This is a genomic window from Chitinophaga sedimenti (assembly GCF_023156195.1).
Taxonomy (GTDB): Bacteria; Bacteroidota; Bacteroidia; order Chitinophagales; family Chitinophagaceae; genus Chitinophaga; species Chitinophaga sedimenti.
Window position 1 is genome coordinate 4,691,787 of sequence record NZ_JAKUKA010000001.1, and the last position, 26,839, is coordinate 4,718,625.

At 49.4% G+C, this 26,839-nt stretch carries 33 protein-coding genes and 1 pseudogene; 15 read left to right on the plus strand and 19 right to left on the minus strand.

Features of this window, described 5'->3' with window-relative positions; genetic code table 11:
- Positions 1-56: 56 nt before the first annotated feature.
- The gene (locus MKQ70_RS26765) at positions 57-3,200 is read left to right on the plus strand and encodes a carbohydrate-binding protein (protein WP_248075680.1); all 3,144 of its coding nucleotides are present in this window, start codon (positions 57-59) and stop codon (positions 3,198-3,200) included.
- Positions 3,158-3,478, plus strand: a complete 321-nt coding sequence (locus tag MKQ70_RS26770; RefSeq protein ID WP_248075682.1) for a T9SS type A sorting domain-containing protein — start codon at positions 3,158-3,160, stop codon at positions 3,476-3,478. The genes MKQ70_RS26765 and MKQ70_RS26770 overlap by 43 nt, the downstream gene beginning before the upstream one ends.
- Before the next feature lie 52 nt (positions 3,479-3,530).
- Here MKQ70_RS26770 and MKQ70_RS41540 read toward each other — a convergent pair whose 3' ends face one another.
- Positions 3,531-4,676 carry a DUF4272 domain-containing protein gene (locus MKQ70_RS41540; RefSeq protein WP_248075684.1) on the minus strand — a complete coding sequence of 382 codons (1,146 nt, stop codon included), beginning with the start codon at positions 4,674-4,676 and terminating at the stop codon, positions 3,531-3,533.
- Between the two features lie 75 nt (positions 4,677-4,751).
- Complete coding sequence (locus MKQ70_RS26780) at positions 4,752-5,096, minus strand: hypothetical protein (protein WP_248075685.1); 345 nt, start codon at positions 5,094-5,096, stop codon at positions 4,752-4,754.
- A 320-nt stretch (positions 5,097-5,416) separates the two neighbouring features.
- Here MKQ70_RS26780 and MKQ70_RS26785 point away from each other — a divergent pair, with 320 nt between their 5' ends.
- From MKQ70_RS26785 to MKQ70_RS26820, 8 genes are read left to right on the plus strand one after another with little or no spacing between them, the layout of a single operon-like run.
- Positions 5,417-5,911, plus strand: coding sequence for an RsbRD N-terminal domain-containing protein (locus MKQ70_RS26785; protein ID WP_248075686.1), 495 nt, complete (start codon positions 5,417-5,419; stop codon positions 5,909-5,911).
- Complete coding sequence (locus MKQ70_RS26790) at positions 5,911-6,204, plus strand: STAS domain-containing protein (RefSeq protein WP_248075687.1); 294 nt, start codon at positions 5,911-5,913, stop codon at positions 6,202-6,204. The genes MKQ70_RS26785 and MKQ70_RS26790 overlap by 1 nt, the downstream gene beginning before the upstream one ends.
- 44 nt (positions 6,205-6,248) lie before the next feature.
- Positions 6,249-6,629 carry an STAS domain-containing protein gene (locus MKQ70_RS26795; RefSeq protein ID WP_248075688.1) on the plus strand — a complete coding sequence of 127 codons (381 nt, stop codon included), beginning with the start codon at positions 6,249-6,251 and terminating at the stop codon, positions 6,627-6,629.
- Positions 6,613-7,023, plus strand: a complete 411-nt coding sequence (locus MKQ70_RS26800; protein WP_248075689.1) for an anti-sigma regulatory factor — start codon at positions 6,613-6,615, stop codon at positions 7,021-7,023. The genes MKQ70_RS26795 and MKQ70_RS26800 overlap by 17 nt, the downstream gene beginning before the upstream one ends.
- A complete protein-coding gene (locus tag MKQ70_RS26805; protein ID WP_248075690.1) occupies positions 7,016-8,032 on the plus strand; it encodes an ATP-binding SpoIIE family protein phosphatase in 1,017 nt (338 codons plus the stop codon). Before MKQ70_RS26800 ends, MKQ70_RS26805 begins: the two co-directional genes overlap by 8 nt.
- Before the next feature lie 6 nt (positions 8,033-8,038).
- Entirely contained in the window at positions 8,039-9,208 is a 1,170-nt protein-coding gene (locus MKQ70_RS26810) for a PAS domain S-box protein (protein ID WP_248075692.1), read from the plus strand.
- Positions 9,209-9,218: 10 nt separating this feature from the next.
- Positions 9,219-9,659, plus strand: coding sequence for a sensor histidine kinase (locus MKQ70_RS26815; RefSeq protein ID WP_248075694.1), 441 nt, complete (start codon positions 9,219-9,221; stop codon positions 9,657-9,659).
- The gene (locus MKQ70_RS26820; protein ID WP_248075696.1) at positions 9,656-10,072 is read left to right on the plus strand and encodes a response regulator; all 417 of its coding nucleotides are present in this window, start codon (positions 9,656-9,658) and stop codon (positions 10,070-10,072) included. The genes MKQ70_RS26815 and MKQ70_RS26820 overlap by 4 nt, the downstream gene beginning before the upstream one ends.
- Here the strand turns inward: MKQ70_RS26820 and MKQ70_RS26825 are convergent.
- Genes MKQ70_RS26825 through MKQ70_RS26835 form a run of 3 tightly spaced genes read right to left on the minus strand, consistent with a single transcriptional unit; the run spans position 10,069 to position 12,123 of the window.
- Complete coding sequence (locus MKQ70_RS26825) at positions 10,069-11,022, minus strand: sensor histidine kinase (RefSeq protein WP_248075698.1); 954 nt, start codon at positions 11,020-11,022, stop codon at positions 10,069-10,071. The genes MKQ70_RS26820 and MKQ70_RS26825 overlap by 4 nt on opposite strands.
- Complete coding sequence (locus tag MKQ70_RS26830; protein WP_248075700.1) at positions 11,019-11,429, minus strand: hypothetical protein; 411 nt, start codon at positions 11,427-11,429, stop codon at positions 11,019-11,021. Before MKQ70_RS26830 ends, MKQ70_RS26825 begins: the two co-directional genes overlap by 4 nt.
- A 43-nt stretch (positions 11,430-11,472) precedes the next feature.
- Positions 11,473-12,123 (minus strand): response regulator transcription factor, encoded by a 651-nt coding sequence (locus MKQ70_RS26835; RefSeq protein WP_248075702.1) that lies wholly within the window; start codon positions 12,121-12,123, stop codon positions 11,473-11,475.
- 150 nt (positions 12,124-12,273) lie between these two features.
- Between MKQ70_RS26835 and MKQ70_RS26840 the strand changes: the two genes are divergently transcribed.
- The 4 genes from MKQ70_RS26840 to MKQ70_RS26850 all read left to right on the plus strand — a co-directional run bounded on the left by MKQ70_RS26840 (position 12,274) and on the right by MKQ70_RS26850 (position 14,764).
- On the plus strand, positions 12,274-12,759 hold the full coding sequence (locus MKQ70_RS26840; RefSeq protein WP_248075704.1) for a hypothetical protein: 486 nt from the start codon (positions 12,274-12,276) through the stop codon (positions 12,757-12,759).
- Between the two features lie 79 nt (positions 12,760-12,838).
- On the plus strand, positions 12,839-13,237 hold the full coding sequence (locus tag MKQ70_RS39665; protein WP_282456749.1) for a bestrophin family protein: 399 nt from the start codon (positions 12,839-12,841) through the stop codon (positions 13,235-13,237).
- Positions 13,225-13,647 carry a bestrophin family protein gene (locus MKQ70_RS39670; protein ID WP_282456751.1) on the plus strand — a complete coding sequence of 141 codons (423 nt, stop codon included), beginning with the start codon at positions 13,225-13,227 and terminating at the stop codon, positions 13,645-13,647. Before MKQ70_RS39665 ends, MKQ70_RS39670 begins: the two co-directional genes overlap by 13 nt.
- Positions 13,648-14,116: 469 nt before the next feature.
- Positions 14,117-14,764 (plus strand): DUF1003 domain-containing protein, encoded by a 648-nt coding sequence (locus tag MKQ70_RS26850; RefSeq protein ID WP_248075705.1) that lies wholly within the window; start codon positions 14,117-14,119, stop codon positions 14,762-14,764.
- Here MKQ70_RS26850 and MKQ70_RS39675 read toward each other — a convergent pair.
- The 5 genes and pseudogenes from MKQ70_RS39675 to MKQ70_RS26870 all read right to left on the minus strand — a co-directional run bounded on the left by MKQ70_RS39675 (position 14,739) and on the right by MKQ70_RS26870 (position 18,640).
- Positions 14,739-14,864, minus strand: coding sequence for a hypothetical protein (locus MKQ70_RS39675; protein WP_282456752.1), 126 nt, complete (start codon positions 14,862-14,864; stop codon positions 14,739-14,741). The genes MKQ70_RS26850 and MKQ70_RS39675 overlap by 26 nt on opposite strands.
- The gene (locus MKQ70_RS26855; RefSeq protein ID WP_248075706.1) at positions 14,845-15,405 is read right to left on the minus strand and encodes an AcvB/VirJ family lysyl-phosphatidylglycerol hydrolase; all 561 of its coding nucleotides are present in this window, start codon (positions 15,403-15,405) and stop codon (positions 14,845-14,847) included. Before MKQ70_RS26855 ends, MKQ70_RS39675 begins: the two co-directional genes overlap by 20 nt.
- 4 nt (positions 15,406-15,409) lie before the next feature.
- Positions 15,410-15,954, minus strand: a pseudogene (locus MKQ70_RS42745) (phosphatidylglycerol lysyltransferase domain-containing protein).
- 29 nt (positions 15,955-15,983) lie between these two features.
- A complete protein-coding gene (locus MKQ70_RS26865; RefSeq protein ID WP_282456755.1) occupies positions 15,984-17,990 on the minus strand; it encodes a lysylphosphatidylglycerol synthase domain-containing protein in 2,007 nt (668 codons plus the stop codon).
- A 260-nt stretch (positions 17,991-18,250) separates the two neighbouring features.
- Positions 18,251-18,640, minus strand: a complete 390-nt coding sequence (locus MKQ70_RS26870) for a DUF1801 domain-containing protein (protein WP_248075708.1) — start codon at positions 18,638-18,640, stop codon at positions 18,251-18,253.
- 278 nt (positions 18,641-18,918) lie between these two features.
- Here MKQ70_RS26870 and MKQ70_RS26875 point away from each other — a divergent pair, with 278 nt between their 5' ends.
- On the plus strand, positions 18,919-19,221 hold the full coding sequence (locus tag MKQ70_RS26875; RefSeq protein WP_248075709.1) for a DUF1330 domain-containing protein: 303 nt from the start codon (positions 18,919-18,921) through the stop codon (positions 19,219-19,221).
- Between the two features lie 345 nt (positions 19,222-19,566).
- On the opposite strand, the gene MKQ70_RS26880 is transcribed toward MKQ70_RS26875, so the two are convergent.
- The 9 genes from MKQ70_RS26880 to mbhE form a co-directional block, all read right to left on the minus strand.
- On the minus strand, positions 19,567-20,778 hold the full coding sequence (locus MKQ70_RS26880) for a delta-60 repeat domain-containing protein (RefSeq protein ID WP_248075711.1): 1,212 nt from the start codon (positions 20,776-20,778) through the stop codon (positions 19,567-19,569).
- A gap of 123 nt (positions 20,779-20,901) precedes the next feature.
- Entirely contained in the window at positions 20,902-21,516 is a 615-nt protein-coding gene (gene mnhG / locus MKQ70_RS26885; RefSeq protein ID WP_248081680.1) for a monovalent cation/H(+) antiporter subunit G, read from the minus strand.
- Between the two features lie 23 nt (positions 21,517-21,539).
- Positions 21,540-22,016: a Na+/H+ antiporter subunit E gene (locus MKQ70_RS26890; RefSeq protein ID WP_248075713.1), complete on the minus strand. Its 477-nt coding sequence runs from the start codon at positions 22,014-22,016 to the stop codon at positions 21,540-21,542.
- A 2-nt stretch (positions 22,017-22,018) separates the two neighbouring features.
- A complete protein-coding gene (locus tag MKQ70_RS26895; protein WP_308199543.1) occupies positions 22,019-22,894 on the minus strand; it encodes a proton-conducting transporter transmembrane domain-containing protein in 876 nt (291 codons plus the stop codon).
- The gene (locus MKQ70_RS41545; protein ID WP_308199197.1) at positions 22,777-23,547 is read right to left on the minus strand and encodes a proton-conducting transporter transmembrane domain-containing protein; all 771 of its coding nucleotides are present in this window, start codon (positions 23,545-23,547) and stop codon (positions 22,777-22,779) included. The genes MKQ70_RS26895 and MKQ70_RS41545 overlap by 118 nt, the downstream gene beginning before the upstream one ends.
- Positions 23,544-23,753 (minus strand): NADH-quinone oxidoreductase subunit K, encoded by a 210-nt coding sequence (locus tag MKQ70_RS42750; protein WP_372490147.1) that lies wholly within the window; start codon positions 23,751-23,753, stop codon positions 23,544-23,546. The genes MKQ70_RS41545 and MKQ70_RS42750 overlap by 4 nt, the downstream gene beginning before the upstream one ends.
- Entirely contained in the window at positions 23,705-23,896 is a 192-nt protein-coding gene (locus MKQ70_RS26900) for an NADH-quinone oxidoreductase subunit K (protein WP_248075721.1), read from the minus strand. Before MKQ70_RS26900 ends, MKQ70_RS42750 begins: the two co-directional genes overlap by 49 nt.
- A gap of 3 nt (positions 23,897-23,899) precedes the next feature.
- The gene (locus MKQ70_RS26905; RefSeq protein WP_248075722.1) at positions 23,900-24,313 is read right to left on the minus strand and encodes a Na+/H+ antiporter subunit B; all 414 of its coding nucleotides are present in this window, start codon (positions 24,311-24,313) and stop codon (positions 23,900-23,902) included.
- 3 nt (positions 24,314-24,316) lie between these two features.
- Positions 24,317-26,599, minus strand: a complete 2,283-nt coding sequence (mbhE, locus tag MKQ70_RS26910) for a hydrogen gas-evolving membrane-bound hydrogenase subunit E (protein WP_248075723.1) — start codon at positions 26,597-26,599, stop codon at positions 24,317-24,319.
- Positions 26,600-26,839: the final 240 nt, after the last annotated feature.

The window sequence follows — 26,839 nt, forward strand, 5'->3', positions numbered from 1 at the left end:
CACAAACAGACAGGCACAGTTCCACGATTTAAAGTACATCCTCAAAAAACCTCGTTATGAAAAAAAAGATTACCAGCTTTTTGATGGTGCTCTGTTTGCTGTTATGCGGCAAACTGCAGGCACAATTCATCCTCCTGGACGACATGGAGGGCAATGGCCCATGCTCGGGTCATTGGAATTTCTTTATCGGCAACCCCGGTACCACGGGCAGCGTGAATATGCACGTGCCCAATCCCAGTATTTCAGGACTAAACACCAGTTCGCATGTAGCAAGATTTACTAAAGACACCACCTGCTCCGAATGGATGCTTGCCGGCTGTACGCTGGCCGACAGTTTTGACATCAGCCGCAATGCGGTTTTCAAATTGCTGGTGTATAGCAGCCTCAAAGAAGAAGTGCTGTTCAAATTACAGCCCGGCACAGATTACACGAAGGCGAAGTACTTCAGCTACAAAATTAAAAATGCCAACACCTGGGAAGAAGCCGTTTACGACTTTTCCAGCGTGAAGAACCGTACGGATTTTAACCGCATTGAAGTACACTTCATGGACGGCAAAAAGGCGAATGGTATTCTTTATTTTGATTTGGTGCAGGGGCCAAATCCGATCACCCTGAAAATGGATACCGCTCACATTGTAATGGGGCAGGAAAATGGAACGACGCTGACGGCAAGGCTGTACGGCGCTACGTTTGATTCCACGCTGAGCGCCACCAATTGGCAGGCGAACCTGCCGGCGGGTGTTACGATCGGCAGTATCAGCCGCCTGAACGATACGACGGCGCAATTGACGCTGAGCGGCAACTCATCGGTGGTATACTCGAAAAGCAATGTGAATATCACCGTAGCGGGCGCGGAAATCGCCGGTGCTTCGCAGGCAAGTTATGGCACCAGCGGATTGATCGTACTTGATGGCAATCCCAACTGGACCATGATTTTCAACGAGGAATTCAACACCACCGGCATGCCTGACTTCTCCAAATGGACGGTGGACCCACGCCCCAAAGGCTGGATTAACGGCGAGCAGCAGGTGTATACCGACACCAGCTTCGACAACACGCGGCAGCGGAATGGCAACCTCGTGATCACCGGTAAAAAGGACTTTCCCAATATCGTAACAACAGATCCCTGGTCCTCCGGCCGCATCATCACACAAAATAAATTTGATTTTAAATATGGTAAGGTAGAAGTGCGGGCGAAGCTACCAAAGGCTCGCGGCTCCTGGCCGGCTATCTGGCTGATGCCTACCACCAGCGCGTACGGTGCCTGGCCCAACAGCGGCGAAATCGATATTATGGAACACGTAGGTAACTCGCTGGGCAAAGTGTTATCTACGGTGCATACTAATAAAAGTAACTGGACGAATGGTGGTCACTCTTCCGGCAACCGTACTATTTCGGACGCACACCTGAACTTCCATAACTATATTATGGAGTGGAATGAAGATTCGATCCGTTTTACTTACGACACCATTCATTGCTACACGTATAAAAATCCCCGTACCGACTGGAAAGAATGGCCTTTCGATCAAAAATTCCACATCATCCTGAACCTGGCCATCGGCGGCGGTATGGGCGGTGCTGTTACGGAGGCCGACTTCCCGGACAGCCTGCTGATCGACTATGTTCGCGTATACCAGAAAGGGCTCGGCACGCCGGTGCTGGACAGCATTGTGGTGGGCCCGGCGAACCGCGCGGTTGTAGCCGGCAAAACGTTACCCTTCACCGCACGCACGTTTGACCAGAACGACATGGCGATCGGTGTAACACCGACGTGGAGCATTACCGGGGCGGGCAACAGCATTAGCAGCAGCGGGCTGGCTACAATTAACAGCAACGGCACCGTAACAGCCACGGCAACACTAAACGGTGTGACGATCAGTGCTTCGACGAATGCCACGGTGCGTACGCCGAATTACAAACCGGTGCCTGCACGCATAGAAGCAGAAGCAAACGATTATACCAACGTTTGTTGTACGGAAACCGCGGCAGATACAAGCGGCTTGCTGAATGTAAGTTACATTGGCAATACCAGCTTCCTTGAATACGACATCAGCACACCGGCTGCCGGCGATTATCGCTTCCAGTTCCGTGTGGCGGTGAACACGGTGAGCACTATACAGATCGTGCAGGACAACAACGTGCTTGCCACCGTAACGCTGCCCGCCAGCGGCGGATGGCAAAACTGGAGCACCGTTACGACTGCGCCCATTAGCTTGCCCGCTGGCAACCAGACCATCAGGATACAGGCACTTACTTCCGGCTGGAACTTCAACTGGCTGCGCATTGTGAACGCCGCTGACCTGAATGTAAGTCGCATAGCGATTACCCCAGACAGCAGCAGCGTGGCGGGAGGCGGCCGCAAACAGTATACGGGTGTGGCTTACGGTGCAGACAACAGCAAGTTCGACCTACCAATTACATGGACCGCGCAGTCGGGCAGCTTCGATGCGTACAAAGGCATCTACACTGCTAACACAACTCCGGGCATGTACAACATTTACGCAACGGCAGGCGGCTTTACCGGCACAGCGAAAATCAATGTGCTTGCGCCGCCAAGGCTGGCACGCATAGAAATTGTACCGGACACGGTGGTAATCCCGTATGGCGCATCACAACTGTTCACCGCTAAAGGTTATGATCAGTACAATGCCGCGTATACGTTTACCAGTCCCGTTTGGAGCGTGACCGGCAGCGGCAACACCATTACACAGGGCGGCGCACTTACGGCGGGCAGTAATCCTGGTATTGTAACGGCCACCAAAGATTCGATCAGCGGCTCAGGCGTGTTCACGCTGGATTACATCTGTACGTTCAACAAACGGTATGAGGCTGAAAGTGCCTCTTCGCGATCTACCGTACCCACGCTGGAAACAACGAACGATACAAGTGGGGTGCAAAACTTCACGGGGATCGCGTACGGACATTGGTTCGCTTACAACAAACTGGCGGTGCCGGTGAGAGGGAAATACAATATCAGATTCCGCGTATCATCGAACACCACCGGGCAGATCCGCATGGAAGAAAGCGGCACCAACTTTGGGTACATCGCCATTCCGAATACGGGCGGCCAATGGGTCACCGTGTCGGACACGATCACCCTGCCAGCCATCACGTACATTAACGTACGGGTAAACGGCGGCAGCTTTAAGTTCAACTGGTGGAGCCGGACAACTGTGCCGTGGACCCTGGCAGCAGCATGATGGCCAGCAGCGAAAAACGCATCGTGTACGAACCACTGTCGGGCACCTTAAAACCGTATCCTAACCCGACCACGGGCAACATCACGATGGAACTGGGTATGCACAATTACCAATGGATCAACCTGGTGGACCTGAACGGGCGTGTTATCCGCCGCTGGGCTACCAATAAAGGGGAAACCAGATTTACGAAAAATGTAAGTTTCCTCGAGAGCGGAACTTATATACTACGATTAGAAGGTGGAGGAGAAGTGAAAGCGGTGCAGTTTATCAAGATGTAAATAAAGAGGGCAGCCTGTACGGGCTGCCCTCTTCATATTTTGTGTATTTGCATCAAGTATCAGTAGTCACCTCATCCCACTCCGCATCCGCATAACAGGTGAGCCAGTTCAGCGAATAATGCCTTTCATACACCACGCTGGGATTCAATTCTCCACTGGGCGCCTGGTTGTGCAGCCGGGCATCCACACATGCCCAGTTCATACGGTAAATTTTATCCAGCTCATTCAATATTTCAGTTTTAGAACGCAGGACAGCTTTACTTTCCAGCGCATCGCGCGATTGACCGATGACAATATCCAGCACCGCAGGCACATCTATCACTTCCGAGGGATATTTCAATTCGGGGATCAATCCCAGCGCCCATACCATCACGTTCAGACTTTCGTAGCGCCACATCGAATTGATCATATCCTGCTCCGCCGGCTTACGTTCGTCATAAATCCTTTGCTCCTCCGGCGAAAGCCCCGTTACGCGGTGTTCCACGACAAACCCTTCGAGGCGTTCGGGTTCTACTGCCTCCGCTTTGGCCGTAATCACAGTTAGTGCATACAAACGGTCGATCACTTCTTCGCGGGTACGCAGCTGTGTTTCGGCTTCGCTTTCTGTGTAGGGCAGATGGGCATTTATCTTAATGCCTTTGCTTCTTAACAAAGCCTCCGTATTATCTTTGCGGGTTTGTATTTCCGGCGTTACGGCAATGTTTTTATCAAAGTACTGCGTATCGATCGATACCTTCAGATTCACATCGCCGCATTTCCCTTCGGTATCCATAATGAAGTTCAGGTCTTTGTCCGGGAACTTCTGTTCCTGTGTGCGACCTTTGGGCACGGTAGCGAATAAAAACGCATCATAATCATCCGTAAGACGCAACAACAGTTTGGAAAAATCGCCTGTTAATTTGGGCTCCACGTTAAATGAAAATTCTGCGTTGATCGTTTTGATCTTCTGCAGCAACATCGACTGTACGCGTTCGTTGCTTGCGGGCAACGACGCCACATAATTGAACATACCGGTCATTTGCCGGCTCACGGGACAATCCACCGTATCGAGATTAAACGACGGCGTGGCTCTTTCGCGGTAGCTGATCTTCAGTTTCTTTGCAGGGGAAAGAAAACCGCCTTTGACATCCAGTTCCAGGATGCGGCTGTCATCTTCTTTCCCGGTAAATACGGTGTGTTGCGGGAAAGCGGCTTTCACCTTTTCCACAATATCATCAAAACCCGTTTTGTGCGAGTAAAGGTGTAGTTTTCCATAAAGGTTTCGTAATTAAAATCAATCGCCAGGGCCCTCATATCTGAAGTGCGCTTCCCTGGCTACTGCGCGAAATGAGAAGCCGAGGCCTTCCGAATCGGTGTAAAGAAATACCTCTTTAAACCGCTCAACTTCCGGCCGGCCAAGCCTTGCCGCCAAATCAAAGACATATTGACTTCCCAGGTCTTTTACGCTGATGTGGTTAATATCCGTATCAACCGTAGTACTGTCCGTATACCCTGCGACATCGATGAGTTCCAGCACTCTTCGTTCATCCATGTCATACTTTCCTTCGAAAAATAATTTAAGATCTGTACCTACTGCAAACTTTCTGACCAGCAGGTATTTTTCAAGACTAACGTTCATAATGCAACCAAATTATCGCGGTTTTATCCGCCCCTTTAAAATAGAAAAAATCAGTTACTTTTTATGGCCTAACTGTGCTTCCTCATATGGCGCGATTCCTGCTAACAAGCACTTTTTACCAGAATCGTGTATATAATTCCACACACACATATAACATTAATATCATTTGGAAAATAATTACTACAATATCGATTTTAAAGCTGTACTATTGACTTCTTACTAATATTAGTTAACTATTACTCTCCTTAACAACGAAAAAGCATGAGCGTCAACATTTCGAAACTGCTGCAAAAAGAGCGAAAAAAATCCTTGAATTATGGATGAAAAATCAGCTCGCCGACGAAAGTCTGCGCGAAGATCTGATGAGCAACGATGATTTGCGTGAGCAGTCAGAAGAATTGTTAAATGCGCTGACCAAATCTATCAATGATAAAAACATCAACAACCCGCAGTCGGCTGACTTTGACTCGGTTATTGAAATCCTTTCCGGCATTTCAATTTCGAGAGCGCGCCAGGGTTATTCACCGCGGGAAACTGGTTTATATATTTTCAGCCTGAAAGATGCGATGCTGGAAGTGTTACAGGCTGAAGTAAAAGACATCAATGTGCTGTTTCCGCTCTCCATGTCTATAAACAAACTGATAGACAACTTTGGGGTAATTACTTTCGAAACTTTCATCAAAGGAAGAGAAGAAGTGATCCTGCGCCAGACCGACGAGATCACTGAAATATCTACACCCGTTATACAGCTCTGGGACGGCATCCCGGGCCTGCCGATCATCGGTACCCGGATAGCAGCCGTACGCAGGTGGTGATGGAAAACCTGTTACAGAAAATTGTGGAAACAGGCAGCAGCATTGCCATCCTGGACATTTCCGGCGTACCGGCCGTGGATTCACTGGTGGCACAACACCTGATTAAAACGATTAATGCCACCCGTCTCATGGGCGCAGAGTGTATTATCAGCGGCATTCGTCCTGAGATTGCACAAACGGTGGTGCACCTCGGTATCGACCTTTCCAACATTGTTACCAAGGCTTCATTGGCCAGTGCCTTACGCTATGCCTTTGCTATGACCAGACTTGAAGTTAAAAAGATCGTAAAATAAAAAATTCGCTCTAGGCTGATATGGATAGAATACCAATTCTACAGATGGGCAAATTCCTGCTGGTGACCATCCAGGTGGATTTATATGACCGCCTTGCCCTTAACCTTGAAACCGATCTCGCGCAAATGGTGAATAAGACCGGCGCCCGCGGCGTGCTGATCGATATCTCCGCCTTGTCAATCGTAGATTCTTTTATGGGAAGAATTCTTGGAAACATTGGTACCATGAGTAAAATTATGGATGCCGAAACTGTTGTAGTGGGCATGCAGCCGGCGGTAGCCATTACACTGGTAGAGTTGGGGCTGGAGCTGCGAGGAGTGAGCACCGCATTAAACGTGGAAAAAGGTATGCAATTGCTGCACACAAAAGTCGGCTCTTTCGAAGACAACGAACAGGAGGAAGAAGTCGATGATAGTACTGAATAAAGACGGCATGCTGATTCAGAAGGAACAGGACGTAGTGCCGTTCCGCAACCGCGTGAAGGAATACGCGGTAAAAATCGGCATGAGTCTAGTGAATCAGACCAAATTAATTACGGCAGCCTCCGAATTGGTACGTAATATGTTGAAGTATGGCGGCGGGGGCAATACGCTTATTGAAGTAGTGAGTAAGGGCCGCGAAAATGGTATCCGGCTCACTTTTTCGGATAAAGGTCCCGGCATAACAGACATCCAGCTCGCCATGAAAGACGGTTATTCCACCGGTAAAAGTTTAGGACTGGGTTTGCCCGGCGCCAAACGACTCGTAAGCGAGTTCGATATTAAAAGCATACCTGGTAGCGGCACCACCGTTACTGTTATAAAGTGGAAAAATGGTTAGTGCAGTATCTCATCGGTTTAACGCATCGGACCGCAGCTATTTTGCTATCATCAAAAAAGAGATTCATGCACTGGCTTCTTCGGCAGGTTTTTCCGCTAAACGACTGGCAGAAATTGATCTTATCGTTGCGGAAATAGTGTCTAACCTCGCCAAACATGCGGTGGGCGGCGAGCTTTTCGTCAAATTGAAAGAAGAGGAAAAGATCCGGGGCATAGAAATAACCGCGATAGACAGAGGCCCCGGCATCGCCGACATTAACCGGATGATGACAGACGGCGTGTCTACTAAAAATACGCTGGGACACGGCCTTGGCTCCATCAAACGCCTGGCCGACGTGTTCCAGGTGCATTCAGGTAAGGGTTTGGGTACCATTATGTATATCGTGGTGTACAACAAGCCGCTCCCGTTGCACCTTAAAAAGAAGAAGATAGAAATTCGTTCCCTCGTTGTGCCCAAGCCTGGCGAAACGTTTTGTGGCGACGCTTTCTATTATAAAGAAACGGAAGACTACATCAAACTTTTCCTGGCAGATGGCCTGGGACATGGCAAAGACGCACAGGTGGCCGTAGATGCAGCGATCGAAGCATTTAAGATTTGCCCGTACGATAGTCCGCTCGACAACCTCCGCTTTATCCATACTTCCATTAAACGGACGCGAGGGCTGGTTGGGACTATTGTCCACTTCAACAAAAAAGATCCAAAATGGCTGATCTGCGGGATCGGCAATATACAGACGAAGCTGCATGGCATCAGTGGTACCCGCAACTACGTGGGCTATAACGGCATCGTAGGCATGAGCATTCCCAATACGATCAAAGACCAGGAAATGGTATACGAAAAAGGACAAATGGTGATGATGTGCAGTGATGGTTTTAAGTCGCGCTGGGACCTCCAAAAGTATCCCGGCATCCAGCGAAATGACCTGTCGTTAGCCGCCGCCGCCCTGTTCCGCGATTTTTCCCGCAACACCGACGATATGTCGGTCGCCATCTGTAAAGTCACAATCTGATACAATATGATACATGAACTGGTAAGGGTTACGCTCAACAACGAAATGGACTTAGTGCTGGTCCACCGCCGCTCCATGAAGCTGGCGGAGTTGTGCGGATTATCCCTTTCTGCCCAGACCACGTTCGCTACCGCCGTGTCGGAAGTATCGCGCAATACCATCGAACATGGTAAAAATGGTTGCCTGGTATTGTGTATCGCACAGATAAAAAACGAGAAACAGCTGGTGGCGCGTATCATTGACGATACAGAGGAACCGAGCGCGAATCCGGGCCTGGAGTATGCCAAGCGCCTGGTGAACAAACTGAATGTAAGTACGGCCGGCAATAAAACAGCGATAGAGCTTTACTATTCCATTCCCCTCGCGGAAAAACTCGACGCCAAAAAAATTGATGACCTGCGCCGCAGTTTTAACAGCGACGAATCCATCACTCCCTACGAAGAAATCAAGCGAAAAAATGATCAGCTGCAATTGCTCGCCGAAAAGCTGAAGGAAAGTGAAAGTCAGTATAAAACCCTGACCAATTCGCTGCCCATCATCATTTTTTCTTTAAATACAGCTGGCGAACTGATTTACGCCAATAACTGGCTTACGCAATACACCGGTCAAACGCAGGAGCAGCTAAATGCCAGCAAATGGAAAAACGCCGTGCATGCGGAAGATTACGATGCGTTTCACCTGCTAATGAACCCGAATATTACTTCAGGTGCGGCGGCCATTAAAGTGCAATGCCGGCTGCAGCACTGCCGGGACGGTGAATACTACTGGCACCTGGCCTCTTTATCTCCCTTAAAAGATGAAAAAGGGGAATTGCTGTACTGGATTGGCTTTCTCGTAGATATACACGCGCAGAAAGTAGTAGAAGATACCTTACAGGTAAACAAAGAACTGCAGTTGATGCGAGATCAGCTGGAAGATAACATCTCCAAACTGAACCGCAGTAATATGGAACTGCAGCAGTTTGCGTACATCGCATCGCATGACCTGCAGGAGCCGATCCGGAAAATCAGTTATTATAGCGATTTCTTCCTCAATAAGTACATAGACAACTTCGACGAAAAAGGCCGCGAATATTTAAACGGTATGCTGAGCGCCTCGCACCGCATGCGCAATCTCATTCACGATTTGCTGGCTTTTTCCCAGGTTGATAAAAACCGACGGCGTTCCGGCCGGTAGACCTGTACAAGTGGTGGTACAGGAAACGTTGCAGGACATGGAAGTACGCATCCGCGAACAATCGGCCGACATACAAGTTGAGCCGCTGCCCGTGATAGAAGCGGATGAAGGAATGATCCGGCAGCTGTTCGGGAACGTGATCAGCAACTCGCTGAAATACGCCCGGGAAGACCTGAAGCCGGTCATCCGCATCAGCTGTGCACAGCAGAATGGCACCATTGCCATTTATATAACAGACAACGGCATCGGTTTCGATGAAAAGTACCTGCCGAAAATGTTTACGTTGTTTCAGCGTTTGCACTCCAACGACCAATATAAAGGAACAGGGCTGGGACTGGCCATCTGCCAAAAGATAGTGGACCTCCACAACGGCAGCATTACCGCCAGCAGTAAAGAAAACGAAGGTGCAACCTTTACCATTTCCTTACCTGTTAAACAAACGAGTTTATGAGTGAAAGTCCCAGCATATTACTGGTAGATGATGATGCCGAAGACCGGCTTATAATTAAAGATACTTTTGAAGAACTGGGGTATGGCACGGCTATTTCCTTTGCCGTGAATGGCGAAGAGGCTATTTCGTTCCTGGAGCAATGCCTCGGCCGGCGGCAGGAACTGCCCGCCCTGGTGATACTTGACCTGAACATGCCGAAAATGAACGGCACACAAACGCTGCGTTATCTCAAAGCGCAACCATCGCTGGCGGCTATTCCGGTTATTATATTCTCTACTTCCCTCAACCCGATAGAACACGATGAGTGCCTGTCCCTCGGCGCGCATTCGTACGTAATCAAACCCACATCGTACATGCAGGCGGTCGATGTAGTGAAGCATTTTTACCGGTTGTGTGAGCAGATCAGCAACTAACGCGGCAGCTCCACCCTTATTTCGGTGCCCTGCTGCACGATGCTGTTTACGATGATTTCTCCCTTATGCATGCGTACAATGTTCATGGCCAGCGGCAACCCAATGCCGTAACCCTTGAAGTCGGATGTATTGCTGGCGCGGAAAAATGGTGAAAAGATGTAAGGCAGATCTTCCTGCGGAATACCGATACCGCGATCCTTTACAATAATAATAATGCGGGTATGTGTCGCCGCAAGTGCCAGGCTCACCGGCTGGTTGTTAGAATACTTGATAGCGTTGGTTACAATGTTGCTCAGCGCCAGCTCCAGCAGCTGGAAGTTGCCATTTACCGTTAACTTCTCATCTTCCTCCGGAAACAGACTATAATCGATTTCTACCTGGTTGCCTGGGTACAAACGGTCCACAATACTTTTTACGGTGAACAGCAACTCGTCGGTCCGCACCAAACACCACTCCTGTTTTTTACCATCGAAGCCGGTTTGCGCCAGTTGCAGCATACTTCGGGTAATATGTTCCAGCCTTTCCGCCTGCTCCAGGATCGTTTTGATAGCACGTTTGTAGTCCTCGGTGGTGCGTTCGCGGCTGAGCGACAGTTCCGCTTCGCCGATAATGGCGGTAAGCGGTGTACTGAATTCGTGGGAGGCGTTGCTTACAAAGTTATTCTGTGTCTCAAACGCGGTTTCGAGCCGGTCGAGCATATTATTAAAGGTAGATGCGAGTTCGTTGAGCTCATCGCGGCTGCCGGCTTCCTCTACCCGAAGGTGCAGGTTACGCGAGCTGATGTTCTTTACCTGCAGCATCATTTGCCGGATGGGCCGCAGGATGTATTGCGAAAAGAACTGCCCGGTCATGATGATCGCGAACGAGGCAATAAGCAGGCTGATAATAAGGATGTGCTGCAACTCCTGCAAATACTCCTTACTATATTGGTTGATGGCGGAAATGATCACCGGTAGTGGCCCTGCTTACTTTTATAAAGGATGCCCTCGAAGAAGCGGTCGCCCTGGCGGTAGGTGGCTTTGCCTGTATGAATGGCCTGGGAATAAAACGTTTCAGGAAGCGACAGGCGATCGTCGTGCTGTACCACGTGGGTGAGTGTATCTACCTTGAGCAGGTACTCCTGTTCGGAAGGCATCTTTTCCAGGTGCTTGTCACGGATCTCGTTGTACACGGCGGCATCCGATTCAAAATAAGGAAGAGAAGCCTTTGCCGTAATATATGCGCGGATCTCGAGGCGTTTATAAAAGTCCTCGAATGAATACTGGTTGGCCAGGTAATACACGAAAAAGCTGGTAACCAGTACTACTGCCAGCGTGAGCGCGGCAAACACCAGTATTATCTTTGTACGGATCTTCATTCGCCTTCTTTTAACATATAACCTAAGCCCACCACGGTTTGTATCAGTTCGGGCCCCCGGCCTTGTTCAGTTTCTTACGCAGATAATTAATATATACATCCACCACTTTGGTGTTCATATTAAAATCGATACCCCATACCTGTTCCAGGATTTCCATCCGCGAGAGAACGCGACGTGGATTCTTGAACAAATATTCGAGCAGGCGGTATTCGGTGGCGGTGAGTGCAATAGAATGCCCGTTACGGCTGGCCTGTTTGGTGTCCAGGTTCAGCGTAAGATCGGCCAAACGCAACTCGTTTACCGGCTCCGGCGGCGGTGGTGGTGGCGCCGGGGCGCCCTGCCTGCGGAACATGGACCTTACGCGGGCTTCCAGCTCCTGCAGTTTAAAGGGCTTTACAAGGTAATCGTCTGCGCCGCTATCGAGCCCCATCACGATGTTTTCGGTAGTACCAAGGGCGGTAAGCATAAGAATAGGGGTAGCAAGACCGTCGGCACGGAGGCGCCGGCATACTTCGATGCCGTTAAGACCGGGTAGCATTACGTCCAGGATAATCAACCCATAACTGCCTGCTGTGGCCATTTGCAGCCCCAGGTTACCATCGGGGGCCACACTTACCGTGTAGCCGGCCTCATTTAACCCGCGCGATACCACCGACACTACGCCAGGCTCATCTTCTACCAATAATATCTTCATTATAAACAAATTTAAGGGCTGTAGGCCGCAAAGGGAAGGATCACTAACCTTTCTTACCAGATTCTTACCACATTGCATCCACCTTTTTACCCCGTTTTACGTGTCCCTAATACCACCGAAATAATTTTGTACTATAAATCATCGTAGTATATGAAAAATATTTTAGTACCTACTGATTTTAGCATTCGCTCTCTTGGATATGTGCATAGCGTGGTAGAAAAACAACAGGGAGAGCCTGTGAACATTGTTTTCATGCACGCATTAAAGATGCCTGATTCGATTATCGACCTGCTGCATTTTAACCGTGGCGCCAGGCATCATGATCTGATTACAAACGAATTTCGCGAAGCTTGTGAGATTCTTAAAAATAAATATGCTTCGGCGATCGGCGATATATCAGTTGAATTCTTTGTAGGCAGTACGAACGCTTCGTTCCGGAACTTCCTGCTGGCCAACAATATTAATGCCATTGCTCATCCGGAAGAAGAATCTTATCAGTTGCCGGGCAAGGACAGTTTTAATCCTGCCCAGTTGATTAAAAAGTGCAGGTACCCAAGGGTAGAAGTGCAGGCAGTGACCCGGAAACCAAGTTTTGTACGGGCATCCATTTCGGATTTACTGCTCGCAAACACTTGAAGGGATCCCGGGCCCGGCCCGGTGGTGCACTTAGATGCCCCGGTATCACTTAATTAGTTCACCGACAAATTCTGAAGCTATGTTATTGAAGCACAATATTCCGTTTCAATATGTATTCGGTAAAATAAAGTACGAAGTGTTGGCCATTACGGTTTATACCCTCGTCATCAACATATTATATAACACGTACCACATAGGTGATATCACTATACCTATCGCTGTTCCAATGGTACTCGGCACCTCACTGTCACTGTTGCTGGCCTTTCGTTCCAACCAGGCGTATGACCGCTGGTGGGAGGCCCGCACCATCTGGGGCGCCATCGTTAACGATTCCCGTACCCTGGCCCGCCAGATACTGACGCTCACGGACGATCCGTATAAGTCGGAAGAATTTAAACACTTCCAGGACCAGTTCGTTAAAAGGCAGATCGCCCTGGACCTACGCACTGGGACAATCGCTGAGGTATGGACGCGCTGAAGGGACTGGACCGGTTGTTATCTAAAAGAGAACTGAACCAGCTGGCCAGGTTCGATAATGTTCCCTCAGGGCTGATGCACCTGCATGGCCGCGACCTGAAGTACGCTATTGAACGCGAGTGGGTGAGCCCTTACCAGCAGGTGGAGATCGACCGTACGCTCAGCCGCCTGACGGATGCCATGGGTAAGTGTGAAAGAATTAAAAATACAGTGTTCCCGGTTACATACAGCTTGTATACGCATTTTACCGTGATCTTTTTTATCATGTTGCTGCCGTTCGCACTGATAGATCATTTCGGGTTAATGGAAGTTCCCCTGGTGGTTGCCATTTCCGCTTCGTTCTTATTAATCGAAAAAATGGCCATCAATCTCCGGATCCGTTCGAAAATAAACCAACGGATACCCCGATGACGAGTATTGCACGCAATATAGAACGGGATTTAAGGCAAATGCAACAGGAAGAAGCGGTCATAGTTCCAGCTATTCCGGAAGCAAACAAAGAGTTTTATGTTTTATAGGTTGAGTTTAACGAGATAATCACAATTTGAAAGGCGTGTAAATAAAGCCCTGGTTTCTACCGGGGCTTTTCTTTTTTAGTACCTTTTTATAGCCATGTTTGTTTTGGAGCTCAGTAGTAAGTCTATATAACGGCCTGAAACGATTTACAGTCCAGACTACACATATAACAATTTGTCATATTTTTATGCCAGATTTATGCTGGGATCGTATTGAAAATCAGCAGGCGTTGTTAAATAAATATTTGTGTGGCACAAACACATATAACAATCTGACATATTATGCAGCATTTTACGAGCAACATTTCGAATAAGACCTTTCCGATTACAGAAAGGGTGTCTGCAAAAGTTTGCGGCCGGGTTTGATGAACGAAATCAAAAAAGAGCACCCGGATTTTGATGAAAGTTGTGTGATGTCTGTACACGAAGTTAACCAGTACCGGCAGCAATACATTCAACAATTGCTGACCCGGGAGGTGGGTACGCTTACCGACCTGGAAAAAACGGTAATGGACAATATTAACCAGGACCGCCTGATTTCGGACGAGGCGAGCGAAGTGAAAAATCTGGAAAACCGCGGCGAACGGTGGGCCGACCGCATCGCCACCTTTGGCGGCAGCTGGAGGTTCATCGGTCTATTTACCGGCTTCCTGGTGGTGTGGATGATCGTGAATGTTGTAGTATTCCTGAACAAGGGTTTTGATCCGTATCCGTTCATTTTGCTGAACCTGATTCTTTCCTGCATTGCGGCTTTGCAAGCGCCGGTAATTATGATGAGCCAGAACCGGCAGGAAGAAAAAGACCGCGAGCGTGCGAAAAACGATTACATGGTGAACCTGAAGAGCGAACTTGAAATACGGATGCTCCATGAAAAGATCGATCACCTCATTTTACAGCAGCAGGAAAGTTTGCTGGAAATTCAGCAGATACAGGTGGATATGATGAAGGAATTGATGGAACAAACGAAAAAAAGAAACCGTAACTCCATTAACGCATCGCTTTTGCAGCCATAGCCGCTACGCTGGCAACGTTGCCATCGTAGTCGTGGCCACCGGGTAATGTGAGCAGGTTGTAACTACCGGTGTCACATCCTTCAATGGAAATTCTTTTCACTCGCGCCAAACAACAATATTTTACGCGGACCGGTAATACGGTTGAGTTCACCGGCGACTAACATGCTGCGTCTTTTATTGCCGCCCATCATGTCTGAAAGATGGACTTCAAAATCCGTGGAGCCGGAAGGAGATAATAATAACAATGATTGCAGGTGCACTTTAAGGTCGGGAGGCACGCGGCTGGCAATGAAAGGCAATACATCGGCGCCAAAAGAATACCCAATCAGTATAAACGATTTCCCCGGTCGGTTGGCCAACTGGAGGCGCAGGTAATTACTAATCTCAGTAGCGGCAACTTCCGGGGTTTTCTTTTTCCAGAAGTAACTGCGCGCGTCAACGGACGCTATCGCATAACCGGCCGTGTGCAAGGCTTTGCAAAAGTCAGTGGAAAAGTCGTTTTGTCCGCCGTCGCCGCTAATATATAAGATGAAGGGCAAGTCGGTTGCGGCCCGCCACTCGCGGACGGGCAGCGCGCCCTGGGCAAAATGCATATCAGGTTTGGTGAGCAGCACCAGCAGCAGCATCCATACTTGTTTCATAACATCAGGCTTTCATAATGGCGTTCAGCGCAAAAGGCAATTGCAACAGGTCGAAATCATTACCATACACCAGGTATTTGTTTTCCCAGATGGTGGCATACTTTTCTTTAAACTCGCGTAATCCTTTATAGTGCTGGAAACGTTTTAGTTTTGAGGTAAATTTAATAAGCTGCTCGGCGGTATTTTCCGGTTGTTCGATGCCCATCATCGGCGTCATACCCAGGTTGACAAACAACTGTCCCCGCTCCCTGGCATATGCTATCAGCTCTATGATCAGTGCATCCATGGCGGCAGGCGGCGCATCGTCCGTTTTCGGATCATGTCGTAGGTAATTTCATCTTCCGCATAATCCGGTACGATATTGAGAAACGCCGTTACATGCCCATCGGCATCCTGTAATGTAATCACATCCTGCTTTTCCAGTTCTGCCGCGGAGAACATTCCCTGAGAAAACACTTGTTCTTCTATTTCATAACGCTTCAGCCACTCGTCGGAAATTTCCTTTAAGCGGCCGATCATTTCCGGTGTTTGCGGCGCCGGATGCACCATTGTCGTGATTCCTTTTTTCTGCAAGGCATTCAAACCATTACGTAGCGATTTTTATCCCTTCCTTCCAGGGAGAATTTAGCCACATCGACAATACCCTCCTGACCGATAAGCAATTTTTGCTTGTGCAGCCGGGCAAACCATAAAAGACTACTTTCATCTACACGATAAAAGGCCGGCTTTAGTCCCTGCCGCCGACAATACCGTTCGAATTCCAGCAGCAGATCCAATTTATGCGAGGGGGCGCAAACCGGTTCTTCGAGTACAACTGCAAAACCTTCGGCCACCCGGAATGCGACAAATCCATCCTCATCTTCCGAAAAAAAGTAAAACTTATCCTTATTCAGCTTAAAAAAATCGAGCGCGGAATCGCCGAAACTATCCAGGATACGGGCTGCTTTGTCATGGGCGCCTTCTTCCTCGGGCACCGCACGCAAGCCCGGCCGCAGCAACGAAAAAAGGAAAAATGACCAGGTGATAAAGCCCAGCCAGTGTATAATACGCACAAATTCATGGCCGAAAGCCGTTACCGGCGTCAGTGTTTCGTCGGTCATTAATAAAAACGCTTTTCCTGTGTGCAGCAATGCCTCCTGCCAGGTAAAGTCCCGGCCAAAATGCACCTCATCAATAAAGTAAAAAGAGATAAATGCGAAAATGCCCACCGCCACAAAACTGACCAGGGCTGTTTTTACGCCGACCACCAGCCACTTCTGGCTGCTCCTGAAGCGGTATTGCGAGGCCGTAATTAGCAAGATCACAAGTGTGATACCTGCCAGTATGGCTTCTTCATAGTCCAATGCTTTGCCGATGTGCCCCAGTAATGATATTACCGCGAACACTAATGCAGTAATCCAGGCACTGCGCAAGCCTCTTACGAGATAAGCTGCAGTTATCAACAAAAACAACCCGATAAACAACACCAACATATTCGACGCGTGAATGGCCGACAGGGGCAGGTATTCGTGCAATAACCGCATACGTGTGTGCAACGGCGGCGTGATGGCAGATATAATATTTACAATGCCCAGCGCGAAGGTGAGTAACGCGGGTGCGAGGCGATAAAAGAACCTTCGTCCCCGCCAGGCAAAAGCGAGCAGGCCGCAAAATAATGGTAGCCAAAATTCAAATACGCGGTACAATATCGTCACCGATAAGGCCGCAGCCGCAGGGTATCCCGAGCGCTCCAGGACGTATACCATCGACAGTTCCACGGCTCCGAGACCTTTCAGGAAAGGCGAGGCCACCATCATTAATATAGACACCACATACCCCATTGCCGCAGCGCCGAAGGAAGCGGGATGCCCTAACGCCAACATGGCCGCCAGCAACATCAGGATGCCACTTAGTTCTACACCCAAGGAAAACAAAATAGCGCCACCGAAGCGGGCAGCATGTACGTTAGCGGAAAATACTTCATCAAGGGCTGGGCCTGCGGACGGAAAGCGGCTAACAATCTTATTGTACAATTTTCCTTTACCGCGCAGTGAACGCGCCACCCATAAAATTCCGGCTATAAAGGCAAACAACGCGACCAGGCCGATCCAGACATTTTTGAAGATGGAATGATTCAACAATGCGAACACAATCACCGGTATACCTACGATAAACGTGGACAACAATCCGGCAAATCCAAACAGCCCGCTGCCCTGGTGCACCTGGGCTTTGGCAAATCCTGCATGACGCAATTGCGACGGTGCATACGCCAATGCGCTTACACTACCCGCAGGCAAAAACACACCAATAAAATTGCGCTTCAGAAAAAGGGTGATTGCCGTGCCCCAAGGCAATCGAAGTCCGATGGCCGCGAAACTCATGCGGTAAATTCCCGCCTGGCAAACGATACAGATAAAGGCCATTGTGAAACCAGCGAGCATCCAGCCTTGCTGCGCCATTTGTAACTGCGGGCCAATAGCGGCCAATTCCTTCCGCTCACTGCGAAAGAAAAATATGGCGAGCAATATGACCAAAAGTGCGAGTATTTCGCGCCATCGTGCACGGGGCGAGAAGTACCTGCGGAATTTTCCAGGTTCAGGCTTCATCACTATAAATCTACGGTTATTTTACCGTTTTGGTTGTGAGCGGACGGTTGGGTGTTTTTGCCTTATTCGCCTTTTCCAGCTGGGTTTTGCGGATACGGAGGCGGTGTTTGGCGGCGGCGGCTTTCAGTATTCTACACGAAATTTCATCGCGGGCCTTTTTGTTATAACAATTTTTATGGCCAAGTGTTTTGTACAAATAAAACCCGGAAACGCACAAGTCGTCTTCCGGGTTGATCCATCAACTGATGGGACAGAATTTGTTACTTCAACCGCTCCAGTTTGCCTTTTCGTTTCACGAGGTTTTTATAATCCCACTGAATGGCTTCGGCTTTTTGCAGCCAGCGCTTGAGATCGTCGGTGCTTATCTGTCCGGCAGCAGTATAGCGCGCCTCCGCGGCTTTAAATGTACCTTCTGCCTGCAGTGCCGGTTCATCGAAAGATTGACCGCTCCAGAATAACAGGCGCACACTGTCTTTTAATTTAGTGTAGCCCACGATCGGGTTACCGTCGAGGAACCATACCGGGTGGCGGTGCCAGATTTTATTTTCGGCGTTAGGGAGCTGCTGGTCAATAATGCCAGCGAGCACATTACAGGTGTCGCGGTCGGTGGGCAATTGGGCGTCGTTGTAAGCCTGAACTTCCGGATGCATACAGGGTGTTTTCTTAAAGTTACAGGTATTTCGAAAGGTAGCCGCTTTTTTGTGAGCAGGTCTTTATAGTCCGTTACCCTCAGGTATCTTTAATAGCCTGTTTTTACATATCGGCGGCCTTTGCATCGTATGCGGCCACAATTTTGTACCCGATCCAGTAACCAAGGTCGCCTTTCCGGGTGCTACATATAGCCAGTCCGTGAATTCAATAGACCATTTAACACAAGCAGCAGCGAAAAAGTTTCACAAATCTTATCTTCATGATAGAAAGATAACATATGGTTTACATCACCCAGTTAATCTACATCAAGCCCGGCAGCGAATCCGTTTTCGATGCATTTGAAGCGGTTGCTATTCCTACGATTGCTAAATATAACGGGCAGTTGTTGTTCCGCGTGCGGCCAACAGACAACCAGTTCATCGAACACCACATCGATCCGCCTTATGAAATTCACCTGGTAAGTTTTAACAGCGAAGCAGACTTCGAAAACTTTAAAAACGACGAGGAGCGAAAGAAGGTATTACACCTGAAAGAACAGTCGATCCGCGCAGTTTTACTCATCCAGGGACACAAATTATGATGCTTGTCAACACAACGCGAATAGCAGGTTGGCAGAAATATCCGCCTGAACCTGCCGGCCGGGTGCTGGCCGCCTTTTCGTCTTGATAAGTTTGGCACACATCCTGCATGTATAAGCCGAAAAAAACGCATACCATGCAGCATATTAACAAATTGGGCATCTTCGCACTCCTCGTTTTTACATTAAGCGCCTGCGTGCATACGTCGCATAGTTCGGGGCCGTTACCGCCGGGACAGGCAAAAAAGCAGCAGGTACAAAATCTGCCAAGCCGTTTGCGCCGGGGCAACAGAAGAAGACGAGATATTAGTTATAAAAAGGCCGGTCTTGTTTGACCGGCCTTCCCAGTTATTTAAGCGTCACTTCCTTTAAGGGTGTTACATCCGCCGCATACTTATCAAAAAGCAATTCAAACGAGTCGTAGTCATCGAAGAAGTTACCCGCGATCAGCACCTTCCCGTTCTTCACCCCGATTACCTTATCTACTAAGCCTTTCACCGTATACTCTCCCAGTACCTTTCCATCTTTATCGTGCTGGCGTACTACTTCCTGCCAGTTATTCGTATACATTACTTTTGCTTCCTTGCGCCAGAACGTATCGTCCGACATCAGGTAAACGGCAGCAGTACCGTCGGTGCTGGACGATTTCTGGAACGTGGGATCAAACGTACCGTCCGCATTAAAGCGCGCCACGTTCAGGTAATCGTACACCTTGGTTGCATCGGCGTTGTCCGTGAACCTGGCATATTTGCCGGTGAGTATGAATTTGCCGTCTTTCTGCACAAATGCGAAGGCCAGCGTTGTGTAGTCGGTGGTGTTTGCGGCCGCCTGGCGTTTGTAATTGTATTTAAAGGTAGCATCCCTGGAACCATCGCTGTTAATACGGGTAACGGTTTCATTTTGTACGAAAAGCAGTTTACCATCGGGCAGCAGGCTTACGGACGAAGGCGACCAGGAGCCGGCGCGTTCCCGGTATACGAAACTTTTATCTTCCGTGCCGTCGGGATTTAATCTTTTGAATTCATAATCCCGCTGGCCGAGTACGTATATCTGTCCGGCTGGCGTAAGCTGGTAATCTTTGACCGTACTGGTAAACAGCAGACGCACATTATTTATGAAATCCATATCCAGCTTACCATCCGGCAGCAGGCGGATGAGTTCTGTTTTTTTACCGTCAACGGTGAATTCACCGTCGAGCAAGATTTTATCATCGGTCTGAACCGTTAATTCACTTGGCAGAACGCCGCTTACAAACACCTTAGCCAGGGTGGTCGTGTCGAACGCTGCATCGATGGAATCTACACCCACTAACCTGTACACACGTGTAGGCTTGCTGAAAGGGCCACCGGATTTTGTAAGTCCGCCTAGTACGACCATTTTACCGGATTTCTGATAACCAACATCCCATGCGGAAGCCTGCCAGGTGGGGTGTACAACAGGGGTAGATGGACCAGTACCAGGGCCGGTGGGCTCTTCGGGCGCATCATCGCCGGATTCTTTTGCGCAGGCCAACACCAGCACTGCGAATGCCATCGGCAAGAGATAAAGCAAACGTTTCATTATTTCACATGTTTAGATAACGGAGATGTTTGGGGCGTTTCGGGGATACAGCTAAAATAGCAGGAGCAAGATAGGGGGAAAAATAGAGGCGCAAATACTCATTTTTGAGGATGCAGGGACGGATCAGTCCCTGCTTTTGTCGTTATCGTCGCTATTCAGCTTATGTGTTTCTTTATCGTACATGCCTTCCAAATCGTCCATGATAGAGCCTTTCCAGAGCTTTGTGCCGGTAAAGTAAGCGGTCCTGCCAATCATGTGGCCGGCCACCGGCGCGGTTAACACCAGGAAAAAAATGATGGCGAACACCTTGGTGGTGATCGATAAATCGAAAAAGAACACGGCCGCGGAGGCAAGGATCAACCCCACGCCCAGCGTGGCGGCTTTAATCGTTACAGACAGGCGAAGGTAAAAATCGGGCATACGTACAATGCCGATAGCGGCGACCAGCACCACCAGAGAGCCTATAGTAGCGAGAATCATTATAATAATATCAATCATTTTCTTTCTTTTTTCAAGATAATAGGAGAAAGCGACCGTGCCCAAAAACGCGATCAGGGCCAGGATCATACCATCATCGAGGAAGGTGGACTGGCCCGTTTGAATACTGTAAATAGTGATAATGCCGATGCCGACGGTAATCAGCAGGTCCAGCGCGATCACACGGTTCACCACGCCCGGCCCCTTAAAAAACCGGAAAGCCACCAGCAGCACGGACAGCGACAGGATGGGCAAAATCACGTAATTCAAATAAGTTTGCAGGTTCATCTCAAAATATCTAATAACCGTTTTTCCAATCCTTCTTTCAACTGGCGAATGAAGGTTTCTTTATCGTCGAGGTACATCACGTGGATATACACTACCTTTTTATCGTCGCTAACATCAAGAATGAGTGTGCCGGGTGTGAGCGAAATAAAGTTGGTAAGAAAAGTAATTTCCAGGTCTGTTTTAGCATCCAGCGGGTATTTTACGATGCCCGGTCGCATGAAAAAGCGCGGTGTTATCACATCGTACGCTACCTGCAGGTTCGCTTTTATTATTTCATACAGAAAGAAAAAGATAAAACTGAACACAGCGGGCACGCGTGTAAAATAGCGCTTACCATCTTCGTTTTTCTGTACCAACCACAGGATACCGTAACTCAGTACAAATCCGAATACAAAATTGCCGAACCTGAACTCCCCGGTGAGCATCACCCACACCAGCGTCAGCGTAATGTTTAAGAGTAGTTGCTTAATCATCGTTACTTTGCTTTTGTATTGTTAAAAGTGTCTGGCCCCAGCACGCTTTCGATATAGGCGTTAGGATGCAGCAGATCGTCTGCAATACGGGTCGACAATACATTGATCTTTTCTGCGAAGAAACCGATGTACAGCGATACCACGGCCAGCATCACTACCGGCATCACGAGCATCCAGCGGCTGCGGGGCCGCATTTCGGCGAAGCTGTCCGTTTCGTCAAGGTGCGTCGGACGCCGTTTCCAGAAAATATCGCTCCACAGGCGGGCAATTACATATAACGTAACGAAACTTGCAACAAGCATGGCGGCCAGTAAGTACCATGCCTCTTGCGCGAACGTTTCGCCAAACAGGTAAATCTTTGGCCAGAAGCCGGAGAGCGGCGGAATACCTACCAGCGAAAACATGACCACTGCCATCAGCATCGATAGTTTAGGATAATCTTCGAACAGGCCGCCCTGTTCGTCCATATTCATCGTGCCGCGGATTTTGTTGATCAACCCGGAAATGAGGAAAAGATTTGTTTTGACGATGACATCATGAATGAGATAAAACATGGTACCGGCCAGCGCCAGTCGTGTGTACAGCCCCAATCCACCCAACAGGTAACCGATATGGCATACAATCAAATATGAAAACATCGTGCGTACCTGGTGTTTGCTGAGTGCGCCCAGCGCGCCGGTGATCAGCGTCAGGCTGGCTATAACCAGGAAAACAGTACGGGTAAAATCATCTGGAATAAATATTAAGGTATATACGCGTATCAGCGCATAGATGCCCACTTTGGTAAGTAACCCGCCGAAAATGGCGGCGATGGCCGAAGGTGGCGTGTGGTAAGACGAGGGCAACCAGAAGTACAGCGGGAATACGGCCGACTTAATCCCGAAACCGATGAAGAAGAGCAGCCCGGTAATGGCAACGAGTCCCTGGTTTTTACGGCCAGCATCTTTATAGAAAGATCGGCCATATTTAAGCTACCCGTTAACCCGTACAAGATGGCGATGGCGGTGAGGAACATCACAGAGGCCAGCAGGTTGAGCGTCACATATTTGATACCGCCCTCCACCTGCGGTTTGCGGCCGCCCAACGTCATCAACACAAAAGAAGAAATGATAATCACCTCGAACCAAACATACAGGTTAAAGATATCGCCGGCGAGAAACGCGCCATTGAGGCCGAGTAACAGGAAATGAAAAATAGGGAAAAAGCCATATTGGATGCGTGCCTTGCTGATGCCTACGGTAGAATATAAACTCACGGCCAACCCGGTAATGCCGGTTAGCAGGATCATCGTGGCACTGAAAGCATCGGCCACGAACGTGATGCCGAATGGCGCGGCCCAGTTGCCGGCCTGTAAGGTGAGATGCCCGGCGTGCCAGGTCTCCGTAAATAATTGGATGCTCATACCCAGCGCGACAAGGCAGCCGATCACGCTCACGATTTGCTGGATGAGCACGCGGCGCCAGCAAAAAATGAGGATGATGGCGGTACAAAGGTGGCCTATCACCGGAAGAAGAAGATTACGTTCGATCATATGCTGGTATCGGGTGTGTTAAGTTGATTAAGATCATCGGTTTGCACCAGTGCATGTACCCGTTTCAGTAATACGATGGCGAAAGATTGCAGCCCGAAGCTGATGACGATGGCGGTGAGGATCAGGGCCTGTGGTACAGGATCTGCATATACACCGGTCAGCGTTTTTTCAGCTTCAGGAATGATGGGCGGTTTACCGCGGGTGATACCCCAAGCAGGAAAATAAGCAGGTTGGCGCCGTTGCCGAGTAAGATCAGCCCGATCAGCAATTTAACCATGCTTCTGCGCAGCATCATAAATATGCCGGTCCCGTAAAACACACCTATCAATATCAGTAATAGTAACTCCATAACTCAAAGAATGCTGTCAGAAATAGTAAATAAGATGGTGAGCGTAATGCCGATCACCACGAAAAACACGCCGATATCGAAAAACAGCGGCGTACCGATGGAGCCTACGATAGGCACCTGCATGCTAAGCCATTCGGCGCTCATGAACGGTTTGCCCATAAACATAGGCACCAGTCCGCTGCCAAGTGCGAGCGACAAACCGACCGGGATAAATCCGCCCGGCGGAAACCGCAGCAGCTTGCGCGTATCTTTTAAACCATTGGCGAAAGCATGCAGTACAAACGCAATACTCGCGATCAATCCGCCTACAAATCCGCCACCCGGACGGTAATGCCCCCTGAGCAGGATGAACACCGAAAACAGCAGCAACAGCGGCAACAGGTAGTTCGAGGCAGTTTTCAGGATAATACTTCTCATAAGCTATTCTTTATTTTCTGTACCAATTCTCAATTTCATTAAGCTGTATACGCCCAGCGCGGCAATAGTCAGTACGGTGATCTCGATCATGGTATCGAAACCCCGAAAATCGACCAGCATCACGTTTACTACGTTTTTCCCCTTACCGAGCAGGTAAGCATTTTCTGCATAGAACTCGCTCGTTTCCTTGGTGGTCGGCTCATTCAGCGCTCCCAGTGCGATCACGGCGATGAGCAACCCGAATAGAGAAGCAATGAGCCCGTCGCGCCAGATGACTTTGCGGTCATTGATGCGCAGGAAGCGCGGCAGGCGGAATAATACGAGCACGAACAATACGACGGTCAGTGTATCGATGGTGAACTGCGTCATCGCCAGATCGGGTGCGCTGTAGATCACGAAGAACAAGCAAATACAATATCCCACCACGCTCAAACTGGCCACCGCCGTGATTCTTGAGGAAGTGGAAAGACTTTTCCAGATGGCGGCAAGGATGATGACGAAGATAATTACATCGTATAAGCGGATATCGGAAGTGAGCGAGCGCCGGTCGAACGACAGGTGCACGCCAGACAGCAGCCGTGTTCCGAGTAAAAGAATAATAAAGATGATGATAAGACTTACATAGGAACGAAGGTTGCCATTGTGCATGATACGCGTGTAAAACCCGGAGAACCGCAACACGGCGTTCCCCATTTTGCCGATCAGCTGTTGGGGCGCTGCACTTTGCAGTTTTTGCAACCACGTATTTCCCGGCGATCTGTAAAACCAGTAGAGCAAAAATCCACCTGCTAACGTAACACCACTGAGTAAGAGCACGAGGTTGAAGCCGTGCCATATAGCCAATGACACGCCGGCGCCACCATACAGCGCATTTGCGAAAGGTTCAATAAGCGGATGCGTTAGTGCGGGGGCGATGCCGTACACCAGTCCGAGTAAAGCCAATATAATAGCGGGCAGCCAGAGGCGTGCATCGGGAAGATGCAGGTGGCTGTATGTTTCGGGCAGCTTACCGGCGAACGGCCGCCAGCCTACCTGGAAGCCGGAATACAAAACGAGTATGTTCGTCAGCACTGCCACTGCCGTCAGTGGCCAGTTACCCAGGGTAGCCGCATAAATTAAATCTTTTCCGATAAAGCCGTAAGTAAGCGGAATGCCTGCACTGGACAATGCCGCCAGCACACCTGCGACAGCTACCGGCCACATAACCTTCCGCAAACCGCCCAGTTGTTCAATGTTGCGGGTACCGGTTTCGTGATCGATGATACCTGCCACGAGGAAAAACGTGGCCTTATATAATGCATGCACTAAAATAAATACACCCGCCGCCAGCAGTGCTTCGGATGTGCCGATGCCCAGCAGGAATACGAGCATGCCCAGGGCGGCGATAGTCGTGTAAGCAAGAATTTCCTTTGCGTCTTTGCGGAAAATGGCGTGGAATGCGGCAAATAACATGGTAACGCCACCAACGATGACCAGCGTATTATTCCAGAGGTCCGTGCCTCCCAGCACCGGCGTAAACCGGGCGAGCAGGTAAATGCCCGCTTTCACCATCGTAGCGGAATGCAGGTAGGCCGATACCGGCGTAGGCGCCACCATGGCGCCAGGCAGCCAGAAGTGGAAAGGAAACTGCGCGGACTTCGTAAACGCACCGCCAAAAATCAGCAGCACGATCCATAGGTAACTGCCATGATCGCGCAGCAACCCTGGCGACGACAGTAAAGTGCCCAGCGAAAAACTGCCCGATGCCACACCTGCCAGCACGAAACCGGTCAGTAACAGGAAACCGCCGGCGCCGGTAATTGAAAGCGCCATCAGCGCGTTTTTGCGCGACTTCGGATCTTCGTTATTAAATCCAATAAGAAAATAAGAGCTGATACTCGTGAGTTCCCAGAATACGAGCAGCACGATCAGGTTATCGGCCAGCACGAGGCCTAACATCGCCGCCATAAACACGCTGAGGTAGCAAAAAAACCGGTCGAGGTGCGGATCTCCTTTTAAATAATAAGAGGCGTACAGGAACACCCCGGCGCCAATGCCAGTAATCATCAATGCAAAAAGCAGGGAAAGACCATCGAGCCGCATATCTGCATTCACCCCCATTGACGGGATCCATTCATACGCGAAGGCGAGCGGGCCGCCGGCAACCTGCGGCAGATACGATAAAAAGAACAGAAACAGGCCGGCAGGCAACAGCGAGGGCGCCCAGGAAAAGTTCGTCCTGGTAAACCTGCCGCATAACAACCAAACCGGCGCCAATATAAAACCTGCAAGTACAGCTAAGAGCATACGGTTACTTTAGGATAATAAGTGATAAAAATATCCACTACCGGGAAAAACATTCGCTATTTCCAGGAGGGTTACAGACGATCCGGCTCCTGCTGGTACCAGGCGCCGGTACGAACATGAGATGGAAGGCGCCTGTACGATATGTCGGAAAATACTAAAAAAGCCCAAGGTGCGGCATGTTGCCCGCTGCTTATTCGCGGCTCACAGGCCCAAAAGCTGTGCTGTAGGGAGTTAGAGAAG

What these genes read in the sequence shown, in the direction of transcription:
- MKQ70_RS26765 (WP_248075680.1), top strand. Translation starts at nt 57, where the DNA reads ATGAAAAAAAAGATTACCAGCTTTTTGATGGTGCTCTGTTTGCTGTTA.
- MKQ70_RS26780 (WP_248075685.1), bottom strand. Translation starts at nt 5,096, where the DNA reads ATGAACGTTAGTCTTGAAAAATACCTGCTGGTCAGAAAGTTTGCAGTA.
- MKQ70_RS26785 (WP_248075686.1), top strand. Translation starts at nt 5,417, where the DNA reads ATGAAAAATCAGCTCGCCGACGAAAGTCTGCGCGAAGATCTGATGAGC.
- MKQ70_RS26790 (WP_248075687.1), top strand. Translation starts at nt 5,911, where the DNA reads ATGGAAAACCTGTTACAGAAAATTGTGGAAACAGGCAGCAGCATTGCC.
- MKQ70_RS26795 (WP_248075688.1), top strand. Translation starts at nt 6,249, where the DNA reads ATGGGCAAATTCCTGCTGGTGACCATCCAGGTGGATTTATATGACCGC.
- MKQ70_RS26800 (WP_248075689.1), top strand. Translation starts at nt 6,613, where the DNA reads ATGATAGTACTGAATAAAGACGGCATGCTGATTCAGAAGGAACAGGAC.
- MKQ70_RS26805 (WP_248075690.1), top strand. Translation starts at nt 7,016, where the DNA reads ATGGTTAGTGCAGTATCTCATCGGTTTAACGCATCGGACCGCAGCTAT.
- MKQ70_RS26810 (WP_248075692.1), top strand. Translation starts at nt 8,039, where the DNA reads ATGATACATGAACTGGTAAGGGTTACGCTCAACAACGAAATGGACTTA.
- MKQ70_RS26820 (WP_248075696.1), top strand. Translation starts at nt 9,656, where the DNA reads ATGAGTGAAAGTCCCAGCATATTACTGGTAGATGATGATGCCGAAGAC.
- MKQ70_RS26830 (WP_248075700.1), bottom strand. Translation starts at nt 11,429, where the DNA reads ATGAAGATCCGTACAAAGATAATACTGGTGTTTGCCGCGCTCACGCTG.
- MKQ70_RS26835 (WP_248075702.1), bottom strand. Translation starts at nt 12,123, where the DNA reads ATGAAGATATTATTGGTAGAAGATGAGCCTGGCGTAGTGTCGGTGGTA.
- MKQ70_RS26840 (WP_248075704.1), top strand. Translation starts at nt 12,274, where the DNA reads ATGAAAAATATTTTAGTACCTACTGATTTTAGCATTCGCTCTCTTGGA.
- MKQ70_RS39665 (WP_282456749.1), top strand. Translation starts at nt 12,839, where the DNA reads ATGTTATTGAAGCACAATATTCCGTTTCAATATGTATTCGGTAAAATA.
- MKQ70_RS39670 (WP_282456751.1), top strand. Translation starts at nt 13,225, where the DNA reads ATGGACGCGCTGAAGGGACTGGACCGGTTGTTATCTAAAAGAGAACTG.
- MKQ70_RS26850 (WP_248075705.1), top strand. Translation starts at nt 14,117, where the DNA reads ATGAACGAAATCAAAAAAGAGCACCCGGATTTTGATGAAAGTTGTGTG.
- MKQ70_RS26855 (WP_248075706.1), bottom strand. Translation starts at nt 15,405, where the DNA reads ATGAAACAAGTATGGATGCTGCTGCTGGTGCTGCTCACCAAACCTGAT.
- MKQ70_RS26865 (WP_282456755.1), bottom strand. Translation starts at nt 17,990, where the DNA reads ATGAAGCCTGAACCTGGAAAATTCCGCAGGTACTTCTCGCCCCGTGCA.
- MKQ70_RS26870 (WP_248075708.1), bottom strand. Translation starts at nt 18,640, where the DNA reads ATGCATCCGGAAGTTCAGGCTTACAACGACGCCCAATTGCCCACCGAC.
- MKQ70_RS26875 (WP_248075709.1), top strand. Translation starts at nt 18,919, where the DNA reads ATGGTTTACATCACCCAGTTAATCTACATCAAGCCCGGCAGCGAATCC.
- MKQ70_RS26880 (WP_248075711.1), bottom strand. Translation starts at nt 20,778, where the DNA reads ATGAAACGTTTGCTTTATCTCTTGCCGATGGCATTCGCAGTGCTGGTG.
- MKQ70_RS26890 (WP_248075713.1), bottom strand. Translation starts at nt 22,016, where the DNA reads ATGATTAAGCAACTACTCTTAAACATTACGCTGACGCTGGTGTGGGTG.
- MKQ70_RS41545 (WP_308199197.1), bottom strand. Translation starts at nt 23,547, where the DNA reads ATGATCGAACGTAATCTTCTTCTTCCGGTGATAGGCCACCTTTGTACC.
- MKQ70_RS26900 (WP_248075721.1), bottom strand. Translation starts at nt 23,896, where the DNA reads ATGGAGTTACTATTACTGATATTGATAGGTGTGTTTTACGGGACCGGC.
- MKQ70_RS26905 (WP_248075722.1), bottom strand. Translation starts at nt 24,313, where the DNA reads ATGAGAAGTATTATCCTGAAAACTGCCTCGAACTACCTGTTGCCGCTG.
- mbhE (WP_248075723.1), bottom strand. Translation starts at nt 26,599, where the DNA reads ATGCTCTTAGCTGTACTTGCAGGTTTTATATTGGCGCCGGTTTGGTTG.